The 19,977-nt window shown below is 63.4% G+C and carries 18 protein-coding genes; 6 read left to right on the top strand and 12 right to left on the bottom strand.

Going from position 1 to position 19,977, the window contains the following annotated elements:
- Window positions 1-28: 28 nt before the first annotated feature.
- Window positions 29-2,746, bottom strand: a complete 2,718-nt coding sequence (locus tag KIH77_RS06890; protein ID WP_219100345.1) for an ABC transporter permease — start codon at window positions 2,744-2,746, stop codon at window positions 29-31.
- Window positions 2,747-2,884: 138 nt separating this feature from the next.
- Window positions 2,885-3,586, bottom strand: coding sequence for an ABC transporter ATP-binding protein (locus KIH77_RS06885; RefSeq protein WP_219100343.1), 702 nt, complete (start codon window positions 3,584-3,586; stop codon window positions 2,885-2,887).
- A gap of 259 nt (window positions 3,587-3,845) precedes the next feature.
- Here KIH77_RS06885 and KIH77_RS06880 point away from each other — a divergent pair, with 259 nt between their 5' ends.
- Both KIH77_RS06880 and KIH77_RS06875 read left to right on the top strand, forming a co-directional pair.
- Window positions 3,846-4,496 (top strand): TetR/AcrR family transcriptional regulator, encoded by a 651-nt coding sequence (locus KIH77_RS06880; RefSeq protein WP_219100341.1) that lies wholly within the window; start codon window positions 3,846-3,848, stop codon window positions 4,494-4,496.
- 38 nt (window positions 4,497-4,534) lie between these two features.
- Window positions 4,535-5,131 (top strand): flavodoxin, encoded by a 597-nt coding sequence (locus KIH77_RS06875; RefSeq protein ID WP_219100339.1) that lies wholly within the window; start codon window positions 4,535-4,537, stop codon window positions 5,129-5,131.
- Between the two features lie 371 nt (window positions 5,132-5,502).
- Here KIH77_RS06875 and KIH77_RS06870 read toward each other — a convergent pair whose 3' ends face one another.
- The 6 genes from KIH77_RS06870 to KIH77_RS06845 form a co-directional block, all read right to left on the bottom strand.
- Entirely contained in the window at window positions 5,503-6,294 is a 792-nt protein-coding gene (locus tag KIH77_RS06870) for an ABC transporter ATP-binding protein (RefSeq protein ID WP_219100337.1), read from the bottom strand.
- On the bottom strand, window positions 6,284-7,081 hold the full coding sequence (locus KIH77_RS06865; RefSeq protein WP_219100335.1) for an ABC transporter permease: 798 nt from the start codon (window positions 7,079-7,081) through the stop codon (window positions 6,284-6,286). The genes KIH77_RS06870 and KIH77_RS06865 overlap by 11 nt, the downstream gene beginning before the upstream one ends.
- An 18-nt stretch (window positions 7,082-7,099) precedes the next feature.
- Entirely contained in the window at window positions 7,100-9,538 is a 2,439-nt protein-coding gene (locus tag KIH77_RS06860; protein WP_219100333.1) for a glycosyltransferase, read from the bottom strand.
- A gap of 73 nt (window positions 9,539-9,611) precedes the next feature.
- Window positions 9,612-10,892 (bottom strand): CDP-glycerol glycerophosphotransferase family protein, encoded by a 1,281-nt coding sequence (locus KIH77_RS06855; RefSeq protein WP_219100331.1) that lies wholly within the window; start codon window positions 10,890-10,892, stop codon window positions 9,612-9,614.
- Window positions 10,889-11,413: a glycerol-3-phosphate cytidylyltransferase gene (tagD, locus tag KIH77_RS06850; protein ID WP_372445373.1), complete on the bottom strand. Its 525-nt coding sequence runs from the start codon at window positions 11,411-11,413 to the stop codon at window positions 10,889-10,891. Before tagD ends, KIH77_RS06855 begins: the two co-directional genes overlap by 4 nt.
- A 47-nt stretch (window positions 11,414-11,460) precedes the next feature.
- Window positions 11,461-12,729 (bottom strand): CDP-glycerol glycerophosphotransferase family protein, encoded by a 1,269-nt coding sequence (locus KIH77_RS06845; RefSeq protein WP_219100329.1) that lies wholly within the window; start codon window positions 12,727-12,729, stop codon window positions 11,461-11,463.
- 312 nt (window positions 12,730-13,041) lie between these two features.
- Between KIH77_RS06845 and KIH77_RS06840 the strand changes: the two genes are divergently transcribed.
- On the top strand, window positions 13,042-13,563 hold the full coding sequence (locus KIH77_RS06840; RefSeq protein ID WP_219100327.1) for an NAD(P)H-dependent oxidoreductase: 522 nt from the start codon (window positions 13,042-13,044) through the stop codon (window positions 13,561-13,563).
- Window positions 13,564-13,591: 28 nt separating this feature from the next.
- On the opposite strand, the gene KIH77_RS06835 is transcribed toward KIH77_RS06840, so the two are convergent.
- The 3 genes from KIH77_RS06835 to KIH77_RS06825 form a co-directional block, all read right to left on the bottom strand.
- On the bottom strand, window positions 13,592-14,392 hold the full coding sequence (locus KIH77_RS06835) for a methyltransferase domain-containing protein (RefSeq protein ID WP_219100325.1): 801 nt from the start codon (window positions 14,390-14,392) through the stop codon (window positions 13,592-13,594).
- Between the two features lie 170 nt (window positions 14,393-14,562).
- On the bottom strand, window positions 14,563-15,354 hold the full coding sequence (locus tag KIH77_RS06830) for an ABC transporter permease (RefSeq protein WP_219100323.1): 792 nt from the start codon (window positions 15,352-15,354) through the stop codon (window positions 14,563-14,565).
- 189 nt (window positions 15,355-15,543) lie between these two features.
- On the bottom strand, window positions 15,544-16,326 hold the full coding sequence (locus KIH77_RS06825) for an ABC transporter ATP-binding protein (protein ID WP_219100321.1): 783 nt from the start codon (window positions 16,324-16,326) through the stop codon (window positions 15,544-15,546).
- Window positions 16,327-16,461: 135 nt separating this feature from the next.
- Between KIH77_RS06825 and KIH77_RS06820 the strand changes: the two genes are divergently transcribed.
- Together KIH77_RS06820 and KIH77_RS06815 are read left to right on the top strand one after the other, a co-directional pair.
- The gene (locus KIH77_RS06820) at window positions 16,462-17,151 is read left to right on the top strand and encodes a response regulator transcription factor (protein WP_219100319.1); all 690 of its coding nucleotides are present in this window, start codon (window positions 16,462-16,464) and stop codon (window positions 17,149-17,151) included.
- Window positions 17,152-17,179: 28 nt separating this feature from the next.
- Entirely contained in the window at window positions 17,180-18,235 is a 1,056-nt protein-coding gene (locus tag KIH77_RS06815) for a sensor histidine kinase (RefSeq protein WP_219100317.1), read from the top strand.
- 202 nt (window positions 18,236-18,437) lie between these two features.
- Here the strand turns inward: KIH77_RS06815 and KIH77_RS06810 are convergent, their stop codons facing one another.
- Window positions 18,438-19,013: a PadR family transcriptional regulator gene (locus KIH77_RS06810; RefSeq protein WP_219100315.1), complete on the bottom strand. Its 576-nt coding sequence runs from the start codon at window positions 19,011-19,013 to the stop codon at window positions 18,438-18,440.
- A 98-nt stretch (window positions 19,014-19,111) separates the two neighbouring features.
- Here KIH77_RS06810 and KIH77_RS06805 point away from each other — a divergent pair, with 98 nt between their 5' ends.
- Complete coding sequence (locus KIH77_RS06805; protein WP_308283287.1) at window positions 19,112-19,840, top strand: NADPH-dependent F420 reductase; 729 nt, start codon at window positions 19,112-19,114, stop codon at window positions 19,838-19,840.
- Window positions 19,841-19,977 lie beyond the last annotated feature (137 nt).

Here is a 19,977-nt window from a genome sequence, read left to right as displayed (position 1 = left end):
CCGCCCGTACTTACGCCCCATCAGTCCGTCACTCGGGGCTTTTCAGGGCGGCGACCATGTCGATGCGGTCGAGGGAACGGTTCGTGGCGGCGCTCACCAGCAGGGCGAACAGGAACGCCAGCACGGCGGCGCCCACGTAGCAGAACCATTGCACGTTCGGCACGATGTTCATGCCCGGCAGGTCGAGCTGGCCGACGAGGAACCCCAGCAGCGCACGGCCGCACGGCAGCCCGACGACGATGCCGATGGCACTGAGCAGCAGCATCTCCTTGTTCACGTAGCCGCGCACCTCGCGACGCCGGAAGCCCAGCACCTTGATGGTGGCGAGCTCGCGGGCGCGTTCGGAGATGTTCGTGCTGGCCAGCGTGTAGAGCACCACGATGGCGAGGATCGCCGCCATGATCACGATGAACCCGATCATCACGAAGAATATGACGAAGCTTTTCGCGAAGTCGCGCTGCTGTTTGGCCGAGCTCATCACCGACAGGTATTCGTCCTGTTCGGCGAGGTCGTCCGCGAACCGTATCTGTGCGTCGGCGTCGCCGTCGACCCTGATGAGGTCGGCGTTGGGCGCGATGTCGGCATCGAACGCCTTCTCATAGGCGTCCTGGGTCATGAACACGACGTTGCCGGTGTAGTACTGCGCCACGGCGGCGACACGCACGTCGGCGGAGTCGGCCATCGCGTCGGTCACGTTGACCTTACCGCCGTCGGCGAGCCCGAGCTTCCTCGCGGCGTTGGCGGTCACCACGGCCTGTGCGTCGTCCGATCCGGAGTCGCCGGCATCGTCCAGCACGATTCCCCGCCCGTCGGTCGTATGCAGGTCGATGTAGCCGTCAAGGGATTCCCCGTCCGGCACGACCATGATCTGCGCGGTCAGTTTCACATCGTCCGCGCCGCCGTCATGGTCGCCGTCGGAGCCCTGACCGGCGGCGGACAGCGTGACGCCGCCGACCTGCAGCGGCAGTGCGGATTCCAAGGCGTCGTCGGCGTCGAGGCTCTTCTGCGCGTCGTCGTGGTCGGCGGCCGCGGTAACGGCCATCACGTCGTACCGGGCGATCTCGCCGTATTGGCGCGGCATCAATGTCAATGCGGAGTTGCCCATGCCGAAGCCGGCGGTCATCAGCGCCGTGCAGCCGAGCACGCCGACGATCACCATAAGCGCACGGCTCTTGTACCGGAACAGGTTGCGCGCGGTCACCTTGCCGAGGAACGACAGATGGTTCCACACGATGCCGACGCGCTGCAGCATGATGGTCCGGCCGGCCTTCGGGGCCTTGGGCCGCATGAGCTCGGCCGGCACGAGCCTGAGCGAGCCCATGCATGTGGCCATGGCGGCACCGGTGATGACCACGACGAACATCAGCACCCCGCCGACGGCGAGACGCCAATCGACGATCATCGGATATTCGGGCAGCACGTAGATGCGGGTGAGCATGCGTCCGGTGAACACGAACGGCAGGCCGATCATGCCCAGGACGTCGCCAAGCGCGCCGCCGAGCAGGCATGCGGCCAGCGAATACACGAGGTATTTGAGCATGGTCTCGCCGCGATGGTAGCCGAGCGCCTTGTAGGTGCCGATGAGCTGGCGGTCCTCCTCGACCATGCGGGCCATGGCGGTGAGGCTCACCAGCAGCGCGATGACGAGGAACAGCACGGGGAACAGGGTTCCCAGGCGGGATATCATCTCGCTTTGCGTCTTCACGTCCTCGTAGCTGGTGACGGCGCTGCGGTCGCGGACGACCCACTTCGCGTCGTCGATGGCGGCGATTTTTTCGCGGACCTTCGTCTCGGCGTCGTTGATCTTCCGTTCGGCCGCGGCCTTCATCGGCAGCACGGCGGGCACGTCGGGCATGGCCTCGATCTTCCGCTTCTGCTCGTCGATGGGCTTCATGGCCTGTTTCAGGGCCTCGGCCTTGACGGCGTCGGTGCGGTGCCGTTCCTGCGTGGACTGCATCCCGTCGATGGCGGTCTGCACATCGGCGACCTTGGCAAGATAGTCGTCGTCGTACGTGTTGAGTGCGGCGGCGCCGGAGACGGTCATGACGGCGGACGTGTATGGCGTGTCGCCGGTGACGGCGTTGGCGGCCACGAACAACGGGTACGTGGTTTTGGCGCCGGAGACGAGGGCGAGCGGGCCGGTCGGGTTGACGATGTCGTTGGGGTCGACGACGACGCCGACGATGGTGTATTCGCCGTCGTCGAACACATCGGTCGACGTCGCGCCGGCGGATGCGGCCGCCGTTCCGGCATCGACGTCGGACGATGCCGACGTGAAGGTGATGGCGTCGCCGATGGTACGCCCGCTGTCGTCGAGATACTGCCGGGTGACGGCGATCTCATGACCGGCATGCGGCAGCCGGCCTTCGACGACGTACGGCCTGTCGACGCCGGCGTCGTTCAGCGCCGTCACCGTGGCGGCCGCCTGCCTGCCGTCGACCTTCGTATACACGTTCTGCGCATGGACTCCGGCCGCCTTGCCGACGCCGTCGATGGCGCGCAGGGCGGCGATGTCGTCGTCATCGAATCCGAGCGTGGAGACGATGGCGATGTCGTGCATGGACGTGCGGTCGAAGAAGTCGTCGAGGCCGCCGCGGATGTCGCGGCCTACGGAGTTCAGTCCGCAGAGCATCATGACGCCCACGGCGCAGATGACCACGATGGCGGCGAACCGCCTGCCATTGCCGGCGATGGCACGCCATGAATCCTTCCATAGCGCCGTACGACGCCGCGATGATGCCCTCATCTTCCATTCCTCCCTGATGTTGGCCCTCGAAATCCGCAGTTATGATGCCTTTTGGTCGTTTTCCGTCCTGAAAACGACCGAAAGGCACCATGGTTTCCCGATTTCGGGGGTTTCGGACCGTATTTCGACGCCCCGGCGCTACCACTCGATGTCGGCGATGGGCATCGGATGCTCGTTGACGCTGATTTCCGTGACCTTGCCGGAACGGAAGCGAATCAGTCGGTCGCCCATCGGCGCGAGCGCGGAATTGTGCGTGACCAACGCCACGGTGATGCCGTTGTTGCGGCAGGAATCCTGCAGGAGCTGCAGGATCTGCTTGCCGGTGTTGTAGTCGAGCGCGCCGGTCGGCTCGTCGCACAGCAGCAGCTTCGGGTTCTTGGCCAGCGCGCGGGCGATGGAGACGCGCTGCTGCTCGCCGCCGGAGAGCTGCGAGGGGAAGTTGTTCAGGCGTTCTCCGAGGCCGACCTTTTCGAGCGTTTCGCGGGCGTCGAATGCGTCGGGGCAGATCTGGCTGGCGAGTTCCACGTTTTCGAGGGCCGTGAGGTTGGGCACGAGATTGTAGAACTGGAAGACGAATCCGACGTCGAACCGGCGGTAGTCGGTGAGTTCGGATTCGCTGGCGGCGGTCAGGTCGCGGCCGTCGAGGACGACGCTGCCGGAGGTGGCGCGGTCCATGCCGCCGAGGATGTTCAGCGCCGTGGATTTGCCGGCGCCGGAGGCACCGAGGATGACGGCGAGCTCGCCTTTTTCGATGTCGAACGTCGCGTGGTCGAGGGCCTTGACGGCCGATTCGCCTTCGCCGTACTGACGGACCACGTCATGGAATTCAAGAAACGGCATCGTATTCCCCTTTCGTTGCGTCTATGCGCCGGATGCGCACGTCATACGGATTGCGTCGATTACTGACTTTCAGCTTATTCAACATTCTGTAGAATAAAAACGACAACACTGTCCGTTATGTAGAGTTTCCCACGTCACACGATGCAACAGGCCTACGGAATCCGTGATTCGCGGTGCATTTCAGTCGTTTTTTGGCGTAAAAACGACCATAAGGCACCATAAATCGTGGACTTCAGGAGTTAGACGAAAGGACCATGCCATGCCACGACCACGGGCGGCGGAGCAGCCGGCGCCGAAGAAGATGCAGGAGGCGTTCTGGCGGCTTCTGGAACGCAAGCCGTACACCAAGATCACCGTCAGCGACGTCACCCGTACCAGCGGGCTGAACCGCACGGCGTTCTACTACCACTACTCCAACATCGCCGAACTGGCGGAGGACTCGATCGCCGCCATCTACAAGGACCCAGGCCTCACCACGTTCATCACGCGGCTGCTCAGGCGTACCGACGACATCGACCTGCCCCAGGAATACGGACGGTTCATCGACAATCCCCAATACCGGCGCAGCGTGCACCGCGTCTCGGTCATCACGGGGCCGCATGGCTCGACCGGCCTCACCCGGCAGCTGCGCGACTTCATCATCGACATCTGGCTCGGCCTGATCGGACTCGACCGGCAGCGGCTCAACACCGGCCAGAAGCTCATCCTCGACTTCGCCTCGAACGGCATCCTCGGCGTGATAGCCAACGCGGACGCCCTGTTCAACGAGGAGGGCGCGCGATGGATAGCGAGGACGCAGCTGCCGGAGACGGTATCGCATCTCATCAACTCGCTGAAGGACCTCGACGACGCAGGCGGCGGCCGCGGCGACGCCGCCGGAGGTGCCGCATCGGCGTCATTCGCGGGGTAGATTTGGTCTGGGAAGATCCACGAGCACAAGGAGGGGCCATGACATCGGTCATCGTCATGTTTTCACGCGCCGACGAGAACTATGAGGTCGGATACGTGAAGGAGGGCAATACGGCGAAGGTGGCGGATGCCATCGCGGCGGCGACCGGCGCGCCGATCGCCGAGATACTGCCGGCCGAACCGTATCCGACGACGTACGACGGCACGGTGGAGCGGGTCAAACGCGAGATGGCGGAAGGCGTGACGGCGGCCATCGTCGTCAGGCTGCGCGATGCGGGTGACGATGCGGCTTCCAGCGACGGCGTGGGTGACGACGCGTCCGACGGCAACGGCGGCACGGCGGCGGACGCCGTCGAGACCGCGTTCGCCACTGCGGACACCGTGTATCTCGGGTATCCGATCTGGTGCGGCGAACCCCCGCTGGAAGTCGACACGTTCCTGCGCAACCACGACTGGACGGGCAAGACCATCCGCCCGTTCATCACGCACGGCGGCAGCGGGTTCAAGGAGACGCCCAAGCATATCGCCGACCTCACCGGCGCCACGGTGCTGCCGGGCCTGGCGGTGCTCGGCACCACCGCGCAGCACGATCCGGCCGCCGTCACCCGCGCCGTCGCCGACTGGCTGGCCGAATAATTCGCGATGAATTGCACCCAAAATGCGTGTTTTGTCGCGTAATCCATCGTCGGACGGCCGATATCGATGGATTGCGCCGCGAATACGGCATTATGCAACACAGTCCATGAACGCCACGGCATGTCCTTGACGAGAACCGCGTGATTGCAACGATTCGCAATCACACTATTCGAAAAACTGATGGACTACGCCGTAAAATCACCGAAAAATATCGTAATCCATCACGATTTGCAATATTCTGATGGATTACGTCGCCAATCCACGAATTCTCGGCGCAATCCATAGCAGCCCGATGACAGGCCGATGAAAGCCCGCCCGCAGGAGCCCGGCCACGCGAATCATACGAAACGCATGGCCCATGCCTGCCTCCGCTATGACCGTTCGTAGTACGCGACGGCGTCGTCGATGCCGCCGGAGAAGACCGCACGACCATGCTGGATGACGATGCCGGTCTCGCAGAACTCTCTGGCCATGCGCGTCGAATGGGTGACGAACAGCACGGTCACGTTCTCCCGTGCGATGATGCCGCGCACACGGTCACGGCATTTCGCCGCGAACTTGCGGTCGCCGACCGACAACGCCTCGTCGACGACGAGGATGTCGGGCCGGATCGACGACGCGAACGCGAAACCGAGCCGTGCCCTCATGCCGCTGGAATACGTGCGCATCGGCTGGGTGATGTATTTGCCGAGTTCGGAGAACTCCACGATCTCGGGGATGAGCCGTTCGGATTCCTCACGGCTCAGTCCCCACAGCTGGCATCGCATGTCGATGTTCTCCATGCCGGAGAGCTTCATGTCGAATCCGGCGGAAAGCTCCAGCAGCGCGGAGACTCGGCCATGCACCTCCAGCAGTCCCGACGTGGGGAAGCATACGCCGGTGATCATCTTCAACGCCGTGGATTTGCCGGCGCCGTTGTCGCCGAGCAGGGCCACGGATGCGCCGCGCGGCACGGTGAAGCTCAGGTCGTCGGATGCGTTGACGGTATCATATTTCACCCGTTTCGAAAACGTGGCGAGTAGCCGCTGACGGTCGTTTTTGAACAGCTTGTAGGTTTTGGTGACGTGGTCGAATCGTACGGCGATCGGTTCGGCGGCGTTTTCGTCGCGGACGACGGTGGCGTCACCGATGCGAGTCGTTTCCGCAATGACCTCAGATGACATCGGGCACCTCCGTATGCAGTCGTCGATAATTGTGCACCGCAAGCAAGGCGACCACCGCCAACACGATCAGGAACGGCACGAAATCCTGCCATTGCGTCCAGAACCAGATGTCGTAGACGAAACAGTCACGCACCGCTTCGACGCACCACGAGACGGGGTTGAACGCCATGACCACGCGGGCGGCATGCGGCAGTGAGTCCAGGCGGAACAGGATGCCGGACAGCCAGAAGAACGGCGTGCCCAGCGTCTTCATGAGTTTTGCGAAATCGCGGGAGATAGCGCCGAGCGGCGACAGCATCATGGACCATGCCACCCAGAACACGAACATGATGGCCATGACCAACGGCAGCTGCAGCAGATAGACGCTGGGATGGATGCCGAAGATGGCGGCCACGACGACGGTGAACGCCATCATGCAGGCCATGATGATGAGCAGCGACAGCGTGTAGAACGTGGAGATGAGCGACAGCGGGAACTTGATGCGGTTCACGAGATACGGATAACGCCGGTAGACGTCGCTGCCCGTGGTGATCATGTCGGACATGAAGAACCAGGGGAACACGCCGGCCGCCAGCCACAGGAGAAACGGCTTGCCGTTGACGTCGGCCGAGGACCGGATGCCGAACCGCAGTGCAAACCAGAACACGAAGATGTACACGGCCGGCTTGGCGAACAGCCACAGTTTGCCGAGCGCGGCGCCGCGGTACGTCTTCACTAGGTCGATCTTGGCGAGGTTCCACACCTGATGCCGCCACCGCCAGTTCTCACGGATGATGGAGAAAAGCATGTGAGTCCTCCAGAAGTCTCACGATTCCAGCATCGATTCGAAGGCCTCCACCGCCTTGCGGTTGTATTCCTCATAATCGACGTCGAGCGTATGGCCTTTGCCGGAGAGGAGGAATTCCAAGCCTTCACGAACGCCCTCATCGGTGTTGGGCACGAGTTTGCCGCCATGTTCCGCGAGGAACCGCTGCGGGCCGGGGATGTCGGTGGCGACGACCGGCAGGCCGAGCACGTCGGCCTCCAGCAGCACCAGGCCGAATCCTTCATGGTATGAAGGCAGAATCAACGCATCGCACCTCCTGAGCAACGGATACGGATTCGACATGTTTTCGATGAGCACGACATGGTCCGCATAATCCAGCGTCTCCACATATTCGCCTAGGCCGGCGAACGAGTCCGGTCCGCGGCCGAAGGAACGGCCGCCGACGATGATGAGCACGGCATCGGGATGTTCCGCAAGCTCGTTGCCGAAGGCCTCGATAAGACGACGATGGCCCTTTTCCGGAGAGAAGCGTCCGATGCTGATAATCTTCTTCACGTCACCGTCCAGTATGGTCCGGATATCGTCGAACCCGCGGTTGCTGTGGGTGAAATCATCGAACGTCAATTCCAACGACGCCTTCTCGCACACGGCCCGGTGGTCGAATGCGTTCGGGGCGACGACGAAATTGTCGTCACGCCCGGCGATACACTTCGTCGGCTCACGCATGTCCTCGGTGACCAAGGCCACATGGTCATAGTGACGATACGCATGGCGGAGCACGGCACGACGCTGGTTGCCACGACGCCGAATCTCCTCAATCATGTTGTTGTGCACGTAGATGGTCCGCGGGCCGTCGAATGCTTCGAACAGTTCGATCTTCTTGTATACGTATCCGGTGAAGTGGATCACCCTGTCGATGCGCATGCCGCCATAGAGGCGGAGCAGCTCCTGCTTATAGGCGTCGCCCATCGCCGCATGGTAGAAGAAGAACGGCAACAGCCGTATCGAATACAGATAATGCACCATCTTCTGCCAGACGGTGAGGTTCATCTTGCCCTGCGTAATGGTGTAATCGACCTGTTCCCCGCTCATCTGCGCCAACGTGTCGATGCCGTCCTGAGGCAGCCGCTGCTTGAGCGTCAGAATGTAGTTGTAATGCTCCTTGTCCGCCGACCTCAGCAGGCTTCGCAGCGACGAGGTCAGACCGTTCTTGGCCAGATCGCCGGAATAGATCAGTACATTCTCCTTGCCGTTGTCCGGCATCTCGTGGATGCGTTCCGCCGGAATGGCGTTCCCGTCGCCGAGCAGCAGCGAGCAGAGTTCCTTCGACACCATCGGGGAATCATATGGGGCGAAACGCTTACGCGCATCGCCGTAATCACAGCGTTCATCGTGGAACGCCTCGAGTAGTGACGCCAACGTCGGGGCCTGGATATAGCCCAGGCCCCTCGGGTCTTCGTAGCAGCCACGTTGTTCGAGATACTGTTCCACGTCGTAATCGAACAGGATGATGGGACGGCCCGTCAGCATATAGTCGAACATCACACTCGAGTAATCCGTGACCAGACGGTCGCAGGCATTGAGAAACTCGTAGGTCTCATACCGTTCCGGGAAGGGATGGATATGCTCGAAGCAGTCGAGATTGATTTTCCTGCGCGAGAGGGGATGCAGGTTCACGTACATCACCTGCCTATCGTCAAGCCGCTTGTCGATCTCCGACAGATAGTAGATGAGATACGCTTCCGCCTGGGTGCTCGCAAACCCCCGGTACTCCCGCCACGTCGGCATATAGGCGATGACGTTGAGATCGTCGCCGAATTCCATCTCCTCACGCACCCTGTCGCGGCTGTCATCGTCGAAGAACGCCTCGTTACGGGGATACCCGTCAATGACCATACGGGTCTTTGCGAGATTGGCGAGCATATAGTCGTCACGCAGACTCGTCTCCGTGACGTCGTTGGGAGCCAGCAGATAATCAGTTATGCAGAAGTTGCGTTGGACGTTGCCCAATGAGTTGGCTGCATGTTCATAGGCCTTGCCCATGTGCTTCAACGGGGTGCCATGCCAGGTGTTGAGATACACCTGCCCGTCCCTTTTGACGAAGAACGGCAGGAATGTCGTGTCGTTGACCAGATATTTGGCGGTCGCGCAGACGCGATAGTAATCGTCGGAATACACGGCGACGATATTGACGCCACAGATGCCATGGGCCTCCAGAAACTCCCGGGTGGAGTCGACCTTCGAGGCGCGCATTCCCAGATAGAGACGATAATCCCCGTACTCCGGCTTCACCAGCTCACGCAGCATGTAGAACATGTTGCCATTGCAATGTGCGCCATGGCTGGCTTCCAGCAGGATCGCGCGGTCGTCGAGCGGAAGGGTCTTCACGTACTTGATGTAGTCCATCTGCGCGTAGTAGTTCCTGCCCTTGCGTCGTAGCTTGCTCCATCCGCGTTTCAGGGTTCTTAGCGATACCATGTCGGCTTCCTCTTCGTTGTCTCTGTTGTCTCTCGTCGGTGGCCGGCTGATGAGGCCGGTGAAAACTCGTCGGCTAACCGAAGATCCTGCGCAGCACGCGCCCGGAGGCGCGGCCGTCGTCGTGGGGGCAGTATGTGTTCACGAAACGGCGGTATTGCTCGCCGTAACGAGTCTCGTACGTGTCAAGGCCGCGCAGCTCGGTGATGACCTCGTCGGTCGTCTCGCAGTTAGGCGCGGGAATCGAACCGAAATCCATGTAGAACCCGCGGATCCGCCCCGCGTATCGTGCTCGGTCGGGCGTGAAGAGCAGCATCGGCCTGCGCGTGTTCGCATAGTCGAACATCACGCTCGAATAATCCGTGAGCAGGACGTCAGCCGCCAGATACAGGTCGTTGATGTCCCCGGTCTTCGAAGCATCGATGACGAAGCCTTCATATTTCGAGAAATCGAACCGGTTGGCGATGTAATAGTGCGGGCGGAACAGCACCACCCATCCGTCACCGAGCGCATCGCGCATCGCATCGAAATCGAGCAGATAGTCGAACGTGTAGCCCACGCCCGGCCGGTACGAATCGTCGCGCCATGTGGGCGCGTAGAGCAATGCCTTCCTGCTGTCGGGAATCCCCAGACGTTCGCGAATCGTGTGGACGACGTCGGCGTCGGTGTTCGCGAGCGCGTCGTTCCTTGGATACCCCGCTTCGATGACCACGTCCGCACGGCGGCTTTTCGGCAGACCGAACGCGTCGCACAGATGCCTGCTGGTATATGCGGACGGCGAGATGAGGTACGTCCACTTTCTCGCATCGAGGCCGAATCGCGAGGCGAGTTCCGTCGTGGTGTTGAGCGCGTTCGTCGTCTCAATCTCCACGTCGTAGCCGAGGCGTTTCAGCGGCGTGCCATGCCAGCATTGCACGAACGTCTGGCCGTCGCCCGGCCACACGTATTCCGGCAGCCTAGTGTTGATGATGATGACGCCCGCCCGCGCAAGCGAAGTGAAATACTCCTCGCTGCCGCGTTGGACGATGCGGGTCCGCGAACCGGGGCCCAGCAGTGTCGTCGCCTCGTCGAGGACATCCGCCTTGACTGACCAGACGAAGTGGTAGTCGTCGTATCGTCCGTCGGCCAGCATGGCCTGATACAGCGCCTTGGGCGAGCAGCTGATGGAACGGCCGCCGAACGATTCGAGGAACACCAGGCGCGGGTCCACGGTGATGCCGGCACGCAGGCGTTCGTATCGGTGCCGCTGCATGCGCCAGTATGCGTGGCGCACCGTCAGACGCAGCCGCGGCGTGTGACGCAGGACGGCGAACCCGGCCTTGCGCATCACGCGCCGCAATCCTCCGATGGTGTTCACCGGGCGGCTCCGTCGACGGCCGCGGCTTTCACCCCGGCAAGGCGTTTCTTCACCGCCGTCGTGGAGATGCCGTCGGTGCGGTCGAGATAGACGAGGTCGCACAGGCCGCGCAGCGGCTTCTCGAAACGTGGGCTGCCCTTCCAGTCGCCACCCATGCACACCACGTCCACCTTGTATTCGCGCACGTCATCGGCCTTCTGTTCCCAGTTGTTCTCGGGGATGACGAGGTCCACGTAACGCAGCGCCTCAAGCATCTCCTTGCGCACGCTGTACGGGTAGAAGCTGCGCTTGCCCTTGCCGGCGTTGAATTCGTCGGTCGACAGCGCCACGATCAGGTAGTCGCCGAGCGCGGCGGCACGCTGCAGCAGACGGATGTGCCCGTAGTGCAGCAGGTCGAACGTGCCGTACGTGAGCACGCGGCGCAGTCCCGTATGGCTGTCGTTGCGGTACAGTTCCTCGGTGGTCCGCAGCTCCACGGTGGCCGGATCGTATGTGAGCTTCCTTGCTTCCTCTTCGGTCATGGTTGTCCTTTCCTCGTCGGTGAGTCGGTGAATCAGCGAATGGTGAATCACAGGGATGCGGCCGCGACCGTAGTCACGGGAACGCGGGCTGGCGTCGGCGTGGCGGCCGCCGCATGTCCCCACGTGGCCGCGGTCTCGGCCAGAGGCTCGTCGACCATCGGCGCGAGCGCCCGGATGATGCGCTCGCATGACGATGTCGCCGATTCGCGTACGGCGGTTATGCCGTACGCCTCGCAGAACGTCCGCATCGCCACCGCGTCGTAGCAGTGTTCGACGCGGTCGCGTGCGATGTATCGTCCCAGCCGCCGCGCGTCGCGGAACGTCACGGTCGGCAACGCGAATTCCGGATCGATGTTGAGCCCGGGCGACGCACGGTACTCGTCGATGTCGGGCACGTAGAACATCGTCGGCCGCCGCAGCAGCATCGATTCGAAGGCGACGGCGGAGTAGTCGGTCACGACGTAATCGGCGAACGGCAGCGCGTCGATGGAGGCGACGGAGCGCAGGAACCGCAGCCGGGCCTTGCCTTCGAGCCATGTCTCGTGCATGTCGTCGAGCGGATGGCCCGAAACGACGAGAATCGCGTCCTCGGGCAGGCTCTCATACAGCGCCTCGATGTAGTGACGGTGCCATTGCCCGTCGGCCGCGTTCCTGCGGAACGTCGGCGCATAGAGCACGACGGTGTGGTTACGCAGCACGGCATCGGAAAGCTCCAGATGCCGGCGGGTTGCGGCAACGTTGAGCCGGCGACGCTCGGCGTATTCGGGACGCAGCAGATAATCCGCGCGAGGCAGGCCGAGCGGCCGTATATCGGCGGAATCGTATCCGAATGCGGCGGCGAAATCGTGGACGGTGCCCGCGAATCCCGAAATCACGAACGCATAGCCGCGATGCATGGCGAGCGTCCTGGCGGCCTTGGACGAACGACCGGCCGGGGTGTCCAACGACTGGTATCCGAACTTCTTGACGGCGCCGAGCGCATGCCACATCTGCACGCATGGGGGCAGTTCGCTACGCAAACGGTCATGGTTTCGGGGGATGGACACGGCGGGTACATAGCCGTCGACGATGCACAGCGCGGACGTGGCCGACAGCCACAGCTGCTCAAGCATGGTGACGACGCCGAGACGCCCGCCCTTCCGCACCGTGCACCGGACAATGCGATGATTCGGGAACGCGCTACGCAGATACGGCTCTATGACGCGGAAATCAAGAGGGTTGCGCGACTGCCGGGAGAGCAGTGCGATACGGCGACGACGCGGGAAACGGGAAAAGATGCCGCACATCATCGTGATCAGCCAAGCAATGGCGTTCATCGCCGGTTCACCTCCCAGTTCCTCTCTCGTCAGAAACTTCGGCAAGTTTAAGCCCCCCCCCACGACAAAATTACGTAGTCGGCGTCATCGTCAAAGGATTGACGGACGATACGGTGGAAGCAGGTCAGGAGGAAACCGCATGCAAGTCCCTGCATGGGTACGGTTGTTCGCCCAGAACATAGAACACCAACATTCCGGCATGTCGTCTGAGAAAGTGGATACGGCAATATCAATATCTCGTTTCGAGGTATTATCATGGAATCGTGCCCCATCGCACATCCATACATCACCCACATATATAAGGAGACGCATATGAAGACCCTGGTTCTCGTATTCCACCCCGACCTCAAGGGACAGTCCCGCATCAACGCCGCATTGGCGGCCGCCGCCGGCGAGCTGGATGACGTGACCGTGCGCGACGAGTACGCGCTCTACCCGGACGGCAAGGTCGACGTGGCCGCGGAGCAGGCCGCGGTCGATGCCGCCGACCGCGTGGTGTTCCAGTTCCCGCTGTACTGGCTCTCCTCCCCCGCGCTGCTCAAGACCTGGGAGGATGAGGTGCTCCAGCACGGCTGGGCGTACGGCTCCGACGGCCACGCGTTCGAAGGCAAGGAGCTTGGCGTCGCCGTCTCCGCGGGTTCGCCGGAGGAGGCCTACCAGCCCGACGGCGCCAACAAGTTCACCATCGACCAGATCCTCGTCCCGTTCGAGGCCACGGCCAACTACGTGAACGCCACGTGGGTCAAGCCGTTCGTCACCTACGGCGCCTTCGGCCTCTCCGACGAGGCGCTGGCCGAGTCCGTCAAGTCCTACAAGGCGCTCCTCGCCAAGTAGGGTCCAAAAGACGCCGGCCACGCCTCCCCTACCGCACGGCGGTGAAGAAGAACCTCGGGAACGGGAAGATGATGCTGCCGTCGGACTGCACGGGATACGCCTCGCGCACGCGGTCGAACACCTCGGTTTCGAACGCGGCGCGTTCGGCGTCGCCGGCGAGCGCCTGCAGATACGGCCGCAGTCCCGTGCCACGGTACCAGTCCATGATGGCCTCATGCGAGGGCAGGTTGTGCATGTAGGTGACCTTCCACATGCGGAAGGCGGCCGCGAGTTCGCTGCCATGCAGCAGCCCCCAGTATTCGGGCGGCGTGAGGTTATGGAACTCGCGGCTTTGCGGCAGCCGGTCGGCGTATCGCGGCGAATGCACGACGTCGGCGATGATGCGGTGGATGGGCTCCTCGTAGTTCATCGGCGTCTGCACGGCGAGCATGCCGCCTTCGCGCAGGAGTCCGAGCATGGCGGGGATGAGCCGGTGATGGTCGGACACCCATTGGATGCACGCATTGGAGAACACGACGTCGAAGTCGTGCGGCAACGCATCGAAATCCGCCTGGCTTGAGGCATCGAAGAGAGCGAAGTCGATGTCGGGATGAGCCTTGCGCGCGGCGGCGATCATCTCCACCGAATTGTCGACGCCGAGGATTCTCGCCCGGGGGTAGCGCTCGCGCAGCACGGCGGTGCTGTTGCCCGGCCCGCAGCCGATGTCGAGCACGCGGACGACCGTACCGTCATCCGGCGGCAGATGCATCGCCAGGTCGCGCGACGGCTGCGTGCGTTCGTTCCCGAATCGCAGATATTGCGTTGAATCCCATTGCACGGTTTGCGTCATGCCGTTTACGATACGACAATCATGACCACCATACGGACATACGTTCACATACCGGTCTCCTTGGGGGAACCGACTTTGGGTGCGTTTCGGTCGTTTTTCGGCTTGAAAACGACCGAAACGCACCCCGAATCACGGATTCCGACTGTTTGGGACCGGAGTTTCCCCGCCCGTCAGCGTTCCATCGCCGGCTTGTACTGGTCGTCGGCGGTGAAGCAGGTGCGGTAGACCATCGCCATGATGAGACTGTCGGCCACGAGCGTGAGCGCGGCGATGGCGGCGAACACGACGAACTGGTACTTCGCCGCGTTGATGGGGTCGCCGCCGGCGATGACCTGACCGGCCATCATGCCCGGAATCGTCACGATGCCGCAGGACGCCAGCGTGGCCGTGGTCGGCAGCAGCCCCAGACGGATCGACGAGACAATCGACGGCCGCGCCGCCTCCCACGCGCTCGCACCCAACGCGAGCATCGTGTCGATCTCATCGCGGCGCTCGTCCATGCTCTCGTAGAACCGACTCAGCCCCACGGCCAGCGCCGACACCGTGTTGCCGAGCAGCATACCGGTGAGGGGCACCACCAGCTGCGGCGCATACCAGGGATGAGGCCGCACCACCAGTTCCGTGACCAGCGCGATCATGAGCAGCATCGTGATCGTCAGGCTCAGCAGCACCGGGCCGGCCAAGCCCTTCGGCACACCCTTGGCACGCGACAGCGTGATCTGCACGGCCGCCACCAGCATGACGGCGATCACGGCGAACACCAGCCATACGTTGTTCGCGCGGATCACGTAGCCGACGACGAAGCCCATCGCACAGAGTTGAAGTAGTGCACGGCACGCCGACCACATCAGCGTCTTGCCGATGTTGATACGCATCAGTTCGCTGATGACGGCCGCGGCGGCCACCATCGCGAGCGCGACGACAAGGCCCCAGACGTCGATGTTGTACGAATTGCCGGTCATGAGACCTCCTTGCTGAGATGGACTCCCCTCAGTCGGCTACGCCGACAGCTCCCCTCGGTAGCGAGGGGAGCCGGAAAGTGGTCTCTGCCGGTCATCGGAGGGCCTTCTTACTGAGACAAAATCCCCTCGGTCGGCTACGCCGACAGCTCCCCTCGACCACGAAGAAAATCGGAAAGGGACGAATGCCGGTCATCGGAGGGCCTCCCGCATGGTGAGCATTCCATCGGCGAGCGTGGCGATGCGATTCGCCCGGCCGTCCGGCGGCCGATGGCGGATGCGCACAATCGCCATGCCGTCGGCGGCGGCCCGCGCCATGATCGACGCGACCTTCTCCGCGTTGTCGTCGTCCAGTCCGGCGTCGACCTCGTCGGCGAGCAGCACCTTCGGATTCGTCAGCAGCGTCCGGGCCAACGACACCCGTGCCGCCTGCCCTCCCGAAAGATCATGCGGCGGCCTCGACAGGTCGATGTCCTCGCAGCCCATCGCATCCAGCGTCTCGCGGATGCGCGAATCCGGCAGCAGGTCACGCGCCCTGCGGTCATTGGTGCGGAAGAACCACGCCAATCCGTGCGGCGTCTTCGTCGACCGTGCCGTCGACGCCGTCCTCATCGCGGCGTCCTCCCCGTCGTCGCGCACGGCAAGCGTCCATGGCAGACGGATCGCGTCGGCCACGGTGGCGCCCGGCAGAATCGGCTTCTGCGGCAGGTACGCGACCGACCTGCGCCACCGCTGCGGCGTGAACCCGCCGGAATCGCGTCCGTCCAGCGTCAGCGTCCCATGCGCATGCGGGTTCAAACGCGCGAACGCCGTGAGCAGGCTGCTTTTCCCCGAGCCGGACGGTCCAACCAGATCGGCGATCTCGCCGCCGTCGATCGAGAACCCGACGTCGCGAAAGATCTCGCGGTCCCCATCGGGGGACGGCACGACGCACGACATGCCGGTCGCGCTGAACGTGAACGATTCCACTCCCATAATTGCGTACGTTACCGTCGGCCTCCAACCCCGACAATCCCCAGCGTTTCTTAGCGGTTTCTTAGCCCGCCCGCGGTCTGATATAACCAGACAGGAGACGTGCGCGATTTTTGGCGGAGGATGACGATGAGCGATATGACGCATACCGACCCGGAGCGGCTGCTGCTGCCCGCTGTGCTGCTCATCGAGGACGATCCCAACCTTGGCGCCATGACCGGCGAGATGCTCGGCGAACACTACCGCGTGGACTGGGCGCAGACGGTGTCCGAGGCGCGCGAGCGGCTGCGGGCCGAACGATACGATACGCTCGTCGTCGACCGGCGCCTGCCCGACGGCGACGGCCTCGACCTCATCCGCACCCTGCGGAGCGGCGGGGTCACCACGCCTGCGCTCGTCCTGACCGCGCTCGCCGACGTCGACGACATCGTCGAAGGTCTTGACTCCGGCGCCAACGACTATCTGACGAAGCCATTCCATTTCGTCGAGCTCGAGGCCCGACTGCGCGCGCTGCTGCGCGGATTCCACGCGCAGGCATCCGCCGTCATGATCGGCGACTGGCTGCTCAAGCCCGACGCCGACGTCATCGAGGACCCGGACGGGCGCATCATCTCGCTCACCGACGCCGAGACGCGACTGCTCGCCGCGCTCGCATCCTCGCCCGACCATATCTTCGGCCGTGACGAGCTGCTGCGCGACGTGTTCTCCGGCGGCAGCGACACCGGCACCGTGGACGTATACGTGTCGTACGTGCGCGGCAAGACGACGAAGGCCATCATCGAGACCGTGCGCGGCCGCGGCTATCGTATCGGCGATCCGCGGGACTAGCGTGGAAGGCGCGGAAAAGAGGTCGAATATGGACAAGACGACGAAAGGCGCCAGCATGCGCAATGCCGGGAACAATACGGTCGCGCCCGGACGGGCTGGCGGCCGTCCCGATGGCCGCCCCGGCAATCTGGCGGGCCTCATCAGCCGTCGCATGACCATCGCCATGGCCGTCATCACCGTGGTCGGCGGCATCGTCTTCGTGCTCGGCGTGCTGTTCGGGTCCCGCCACGAATTCGCCGAACGCGGACTCGACGCCAGCGACATGACGGTGCGGGAATACGGCGTGGGGCTCATGGTCATCGACACACGCAAGGCCGTGGCCTTCACCGTGCTGTTCGTGGCGTGCGTCGTCGTCGCCGTGGCGGTCGTCGGCCGGTATTATTCACGCAAGGAGGTCGCGCCGCTGGAGCGCGCGTTCCGCCTGCAGAAGGATTTCGTCGCCGACGCCAGCCATGAATTGAAGACGCCGCTCGCCGTGATATCCACGCGCATCGACCTCATCGAATTCCGTCATGAACGCGGCCAGTCCATCGATGGCGTGCTCGACGACCTGCGTGGCGACGTCGACCGCATGAACGCCATCGTCACCGACCTGCTGGTCGCCGCGCGCGGGGCCGTGCACACCGAGCCGGTGGCGCTCGACGGGGTCATCAATCAGTCCGTCGACGCCGTCCGCCCGTTGGCCGACAAACGTGGCGTACGCATCGAGACCCGCGTCGACGGCGATCCCGTGCATTTCGTCGTGCAGGGCGGTGCGGTGGGACTGTCGCGCTGCGTCGTCGCCGTGCTCGACAACGCCATCGCCCACGCGCCGCGGGACACGGCGGTCACGGTCACGCTCGGATACCGGCACCATAGCGACGTCGCCATTCGCGTCACCGATCGCGGTCCCGGCATCGGCGGCGATCCCGAACGCCTGTTCCGACGGTTCGCGCGCGACGACGACGGCACCGCGCATCAGGGCTACGGTCTGGGGCTTGCGCTCGCCCGCGACGTGGCCGACCGGTATGGCGGCACGCTCGACGTGGAATCCACCTCCGATGCCGGCACCACCATGCGCCTCACCCTGCCGTTAGCACGCTGAGACGCCGGAACCGCCGAATTACGGTGCTTTTCCGCCGTTTTTGAGCCAAAAAACGACCGAAAGGCACCATTAATTTCCTACACGCTGTGGCGCATGTTCCATGAGACCAGAAACGACTCGGCCTGGGCGCCGTCGTCGCGGTAGGCCTTGAATCCGACGCTGTCCAACCCACGAAACGCCGGCAAATCAGCGACCGTGACGTTCAGGCCCGCCCAACGGCGTCGCCGTCCGCGCTGCCATCCGCGGCATCATCCGGCAGGCCGAGTTCCTCGCTCAGCCAGGCCAGTTCGGCCTCGATCTCGGCGTCGTGCACACGGAGGATGCCCCGCCGGTACGGGTCGTCGATCTGGTCGTAGGACAACGGATTGCCGGCGTCGCAGTAGAAGAAGTGCACGTCCTGCCGGCTCAGCAGGTCGTAGCGGCGTCGCAATACCGCGTCACGGTCGGCCTTGTCGGGCACGACGTTGAGGAACGTGAGCACGACCGTCCATTTGGTGATGTCGGTGACGTAGAAGCCGTTCGCGTCCCTCAGCTCGTGAATCAGCCGTTCCCGGCCGGCGTCCAGCAGGGTGAATACGCGGCGCTGCCGGCCGTCGCGGGGTTCGGACCGTTCCGATATCAGCCCGGCCTTGACCAGACGCGCCGTCGCCGGGTATATCGCGCCGTCGCTGAATTTGCGCGAATCCCCCTGCAGCTGCTCCATCTTCTTGCGCAGCTCGTAGCCGCACATGCATCGCTCGGAAAGAAAGCCGAGAATCATCATTTCAATCACGCTCATACCGATAGTATATCTCGTTTCGACACGCCGCGTTTAGACATATCTCGATTCGATGTATATAGTGATGACCAACGCAACGAAATACCTCGAAAAGAGATATGTCGATGCGGGATAACCGTGACCTTACGCAACCACCGTCACCAGCGACGAACGTCACCGGCGGATGCCGACGACGACACCGTCGCCCCGATCGAAAGGAACCCACCATGACGAACATCACCATCTTCGGCGCAGGCAACATCGGATCCGCAGTGGCCGGCATCGCCGTCAAGTCCGGCGCCGACGTGCAGGTCATCGACCGCAACCCGGACAAGGCCGCCGCGGCCGCCGAGGGCGTCGCCGGTGCGAAGTTCGGCGAGGCCTCCATCTCCGGCGACATCGTCGTGCTCGCCCTGCCGTTCCCCGCCTACGACGAGGTGCTCGCCGCCTACGCCGACCAGCTGGCAGGCAAGACCGTCGTGGACGTGGCCAACCCCATCGACTTCACCACCTTCGACCTCGCCCTGCCCGACGGCGCGAAGTCCGCCGCCGAATGGCTGGCCGGCAAACTGCCGCAGTCCACGGTCGTCAAGGGCTTCAACACCACGTTCGCCGCCACGCTGGCCACCGGCGTCAACGACGGCGCTCCGACCGTCGTGCAGCTGGCCGCCGACGACGATGACGCCAAGAAGTCCGTCGCCGCGTTCGTCGAGGCCGCGGGACTCGGGACCGTGGACGCCGGCCCGCTCAAGCGCGCCCAGTACCTCGAAGGCTACGGCGCCCTGCAGATCGTCCTCGGCGTGACCGGGCAGACCCCGTGGACCGGCGGTTTCAAGGTCGTCAGGTAACCAGGCACCGGACTCCGGACGGGCCGCCCCGTTCCCCACGATTCATGGTACCTTTCGGTCGTTTTCCGGTCGATTTTCGACCAAAAGGCACCGCAAATCGGATGGAACGGGGTTTTCCGCCCGTATGTTGCGTCGGT

It is taken from the genome of Bifidobacterium pluvialisilvae (genome assembly GCF_019331695.1).
In the GTDB taxonomy this organism is placed as follows: Bacteria; Actinomycetota; Actinomycetes; order Actinomycetales; family Bifidobacteriaceae; genus Galliscardovia; species Galliscardovia pluvialisilvae.
The sequence above is the reverse complement of the archived record's forward strand: the minus strand, read 5'-3'. Positions and strand labels throughout refer to the sequence as shown.

Bases quoted from the DNA above. Each gene is read 5' to 3' on its own strand.
- KIH77_RS06880 (WP_219100341.1), top strand. From the start codon at position 3,846: ATGCCACGACCACGGGCGGCGGAGCAGCCGGCGCCGAAGAAGATGCAG.
- KIH77_RS06810 (WP_219100315.1), bottom strand. From the start codon at position 19,013: ATGAGCGTGATTGAAATGATGATTCTCGGCTTTCTTTCCGAGCGATGC.
- KIH77_RS06835 (WP_219100325.1), bottom strand. From the start codon at position 14,392: ATGACGCAAACCGTGCAATGGGATTCAACGCAATATCTGCGATTCGGG.
- tagD (WP_372445373.1), bottom strand. From the start codon at position 11,413: ATGACCGAAGAGGAAGCAAGGAAGCTCACATACGATCCGGCCACCGTG.
- KIH77_RS06890 (WP_219100345.1), bottom strand. From the start codon at position 2,746: ATGAGGGCATCATCGCGGCGTCGTACGGCGCTATGGAAGGATTCATGG.
- KIH77_RS06845 (WP_219100329.1), bottom strand. From the start codon at position 12,729: ATGAACGCCATTGCTTGGCTGATCACGATGATGTGCGGCATCTTTTCC.
- KIH77_RS06815 (WP_219100317.1), top strand. From the start codon at position 17,180: ATGGACAAGACGACGAAAGGCGCCAGCATGCGCAATGCCGGGAACAAT.
- KIH77_RS06805 (WP_308283287.1), top strand. From the start codon at position 19,112: ATGTCGATGCGGGATAACCGTGACCTTACGCAACCACCGTCACCAGCG.
- KIH77_RS06865 (WP_219100335.1), bottom strand. From the start codon at position 7,081: ATGCTTTTCTCCATCATCCGTGAGAACTGGCGGTGGCGGCATCAGGTG.
- KIH77_RS06860 (WP_219100333.1), bottom strand. From the start codon at position 9,538: ATGGTATCGCTAAGAACCCTGAAACGCGGATGGAGCAAGCTACGACGC.
- KIH77_RS06820 (WP_219100319.1), top strand. From the start codon at position 16,462: ATGACGCATACCGACCCGGAGCGGCTGCTGCTGCCCGCTGTGCTGCTC.
- KIH77_RS06875 (WP_219100339.1), top strand. From the start codon at position 4,535: ATGACATCGGTCATCGTCATGTTTTCACGCGCCGACGAGAACTATGAG.
- KIH77_RS06825 (WP_219100321.1), bottom strand. From the start codon at position 16,326: ATGGGAGTGGAATCGTTCACGTTCAGCGCGACCGGCATGTCGTGCGTC.
- KIH77_RS06830 (WP_219100323.1), bottom strand. From the start codon at position 15,354: ATGACCGGCAATTCGTACAACATCGACGTCTGGGGCCTTGTCGTCGCG.
- KIH77_RS06885 (WP_219100343.1), bottom strand. From the start codon at position 3,586: ATGCCGTTTCTTGAATTCCATGACGTGGTCCGTCAGTACGGCGAAGGC.
- KIH77_RS06870 (WP_219100337.1), bottom strand. From the start codon at position 6,294: ATGTCATCTGAGGTCATTGCGGAAACGACTCGCATCGGTGACGCCACC.
- KIH77_RS06840 (WP_219100327.1), top strand. From the start codon at position 13,042: ATGAAGACCCTGGTTCTCGTATTCCACCCCGACCTCAAGGGACAGTCC.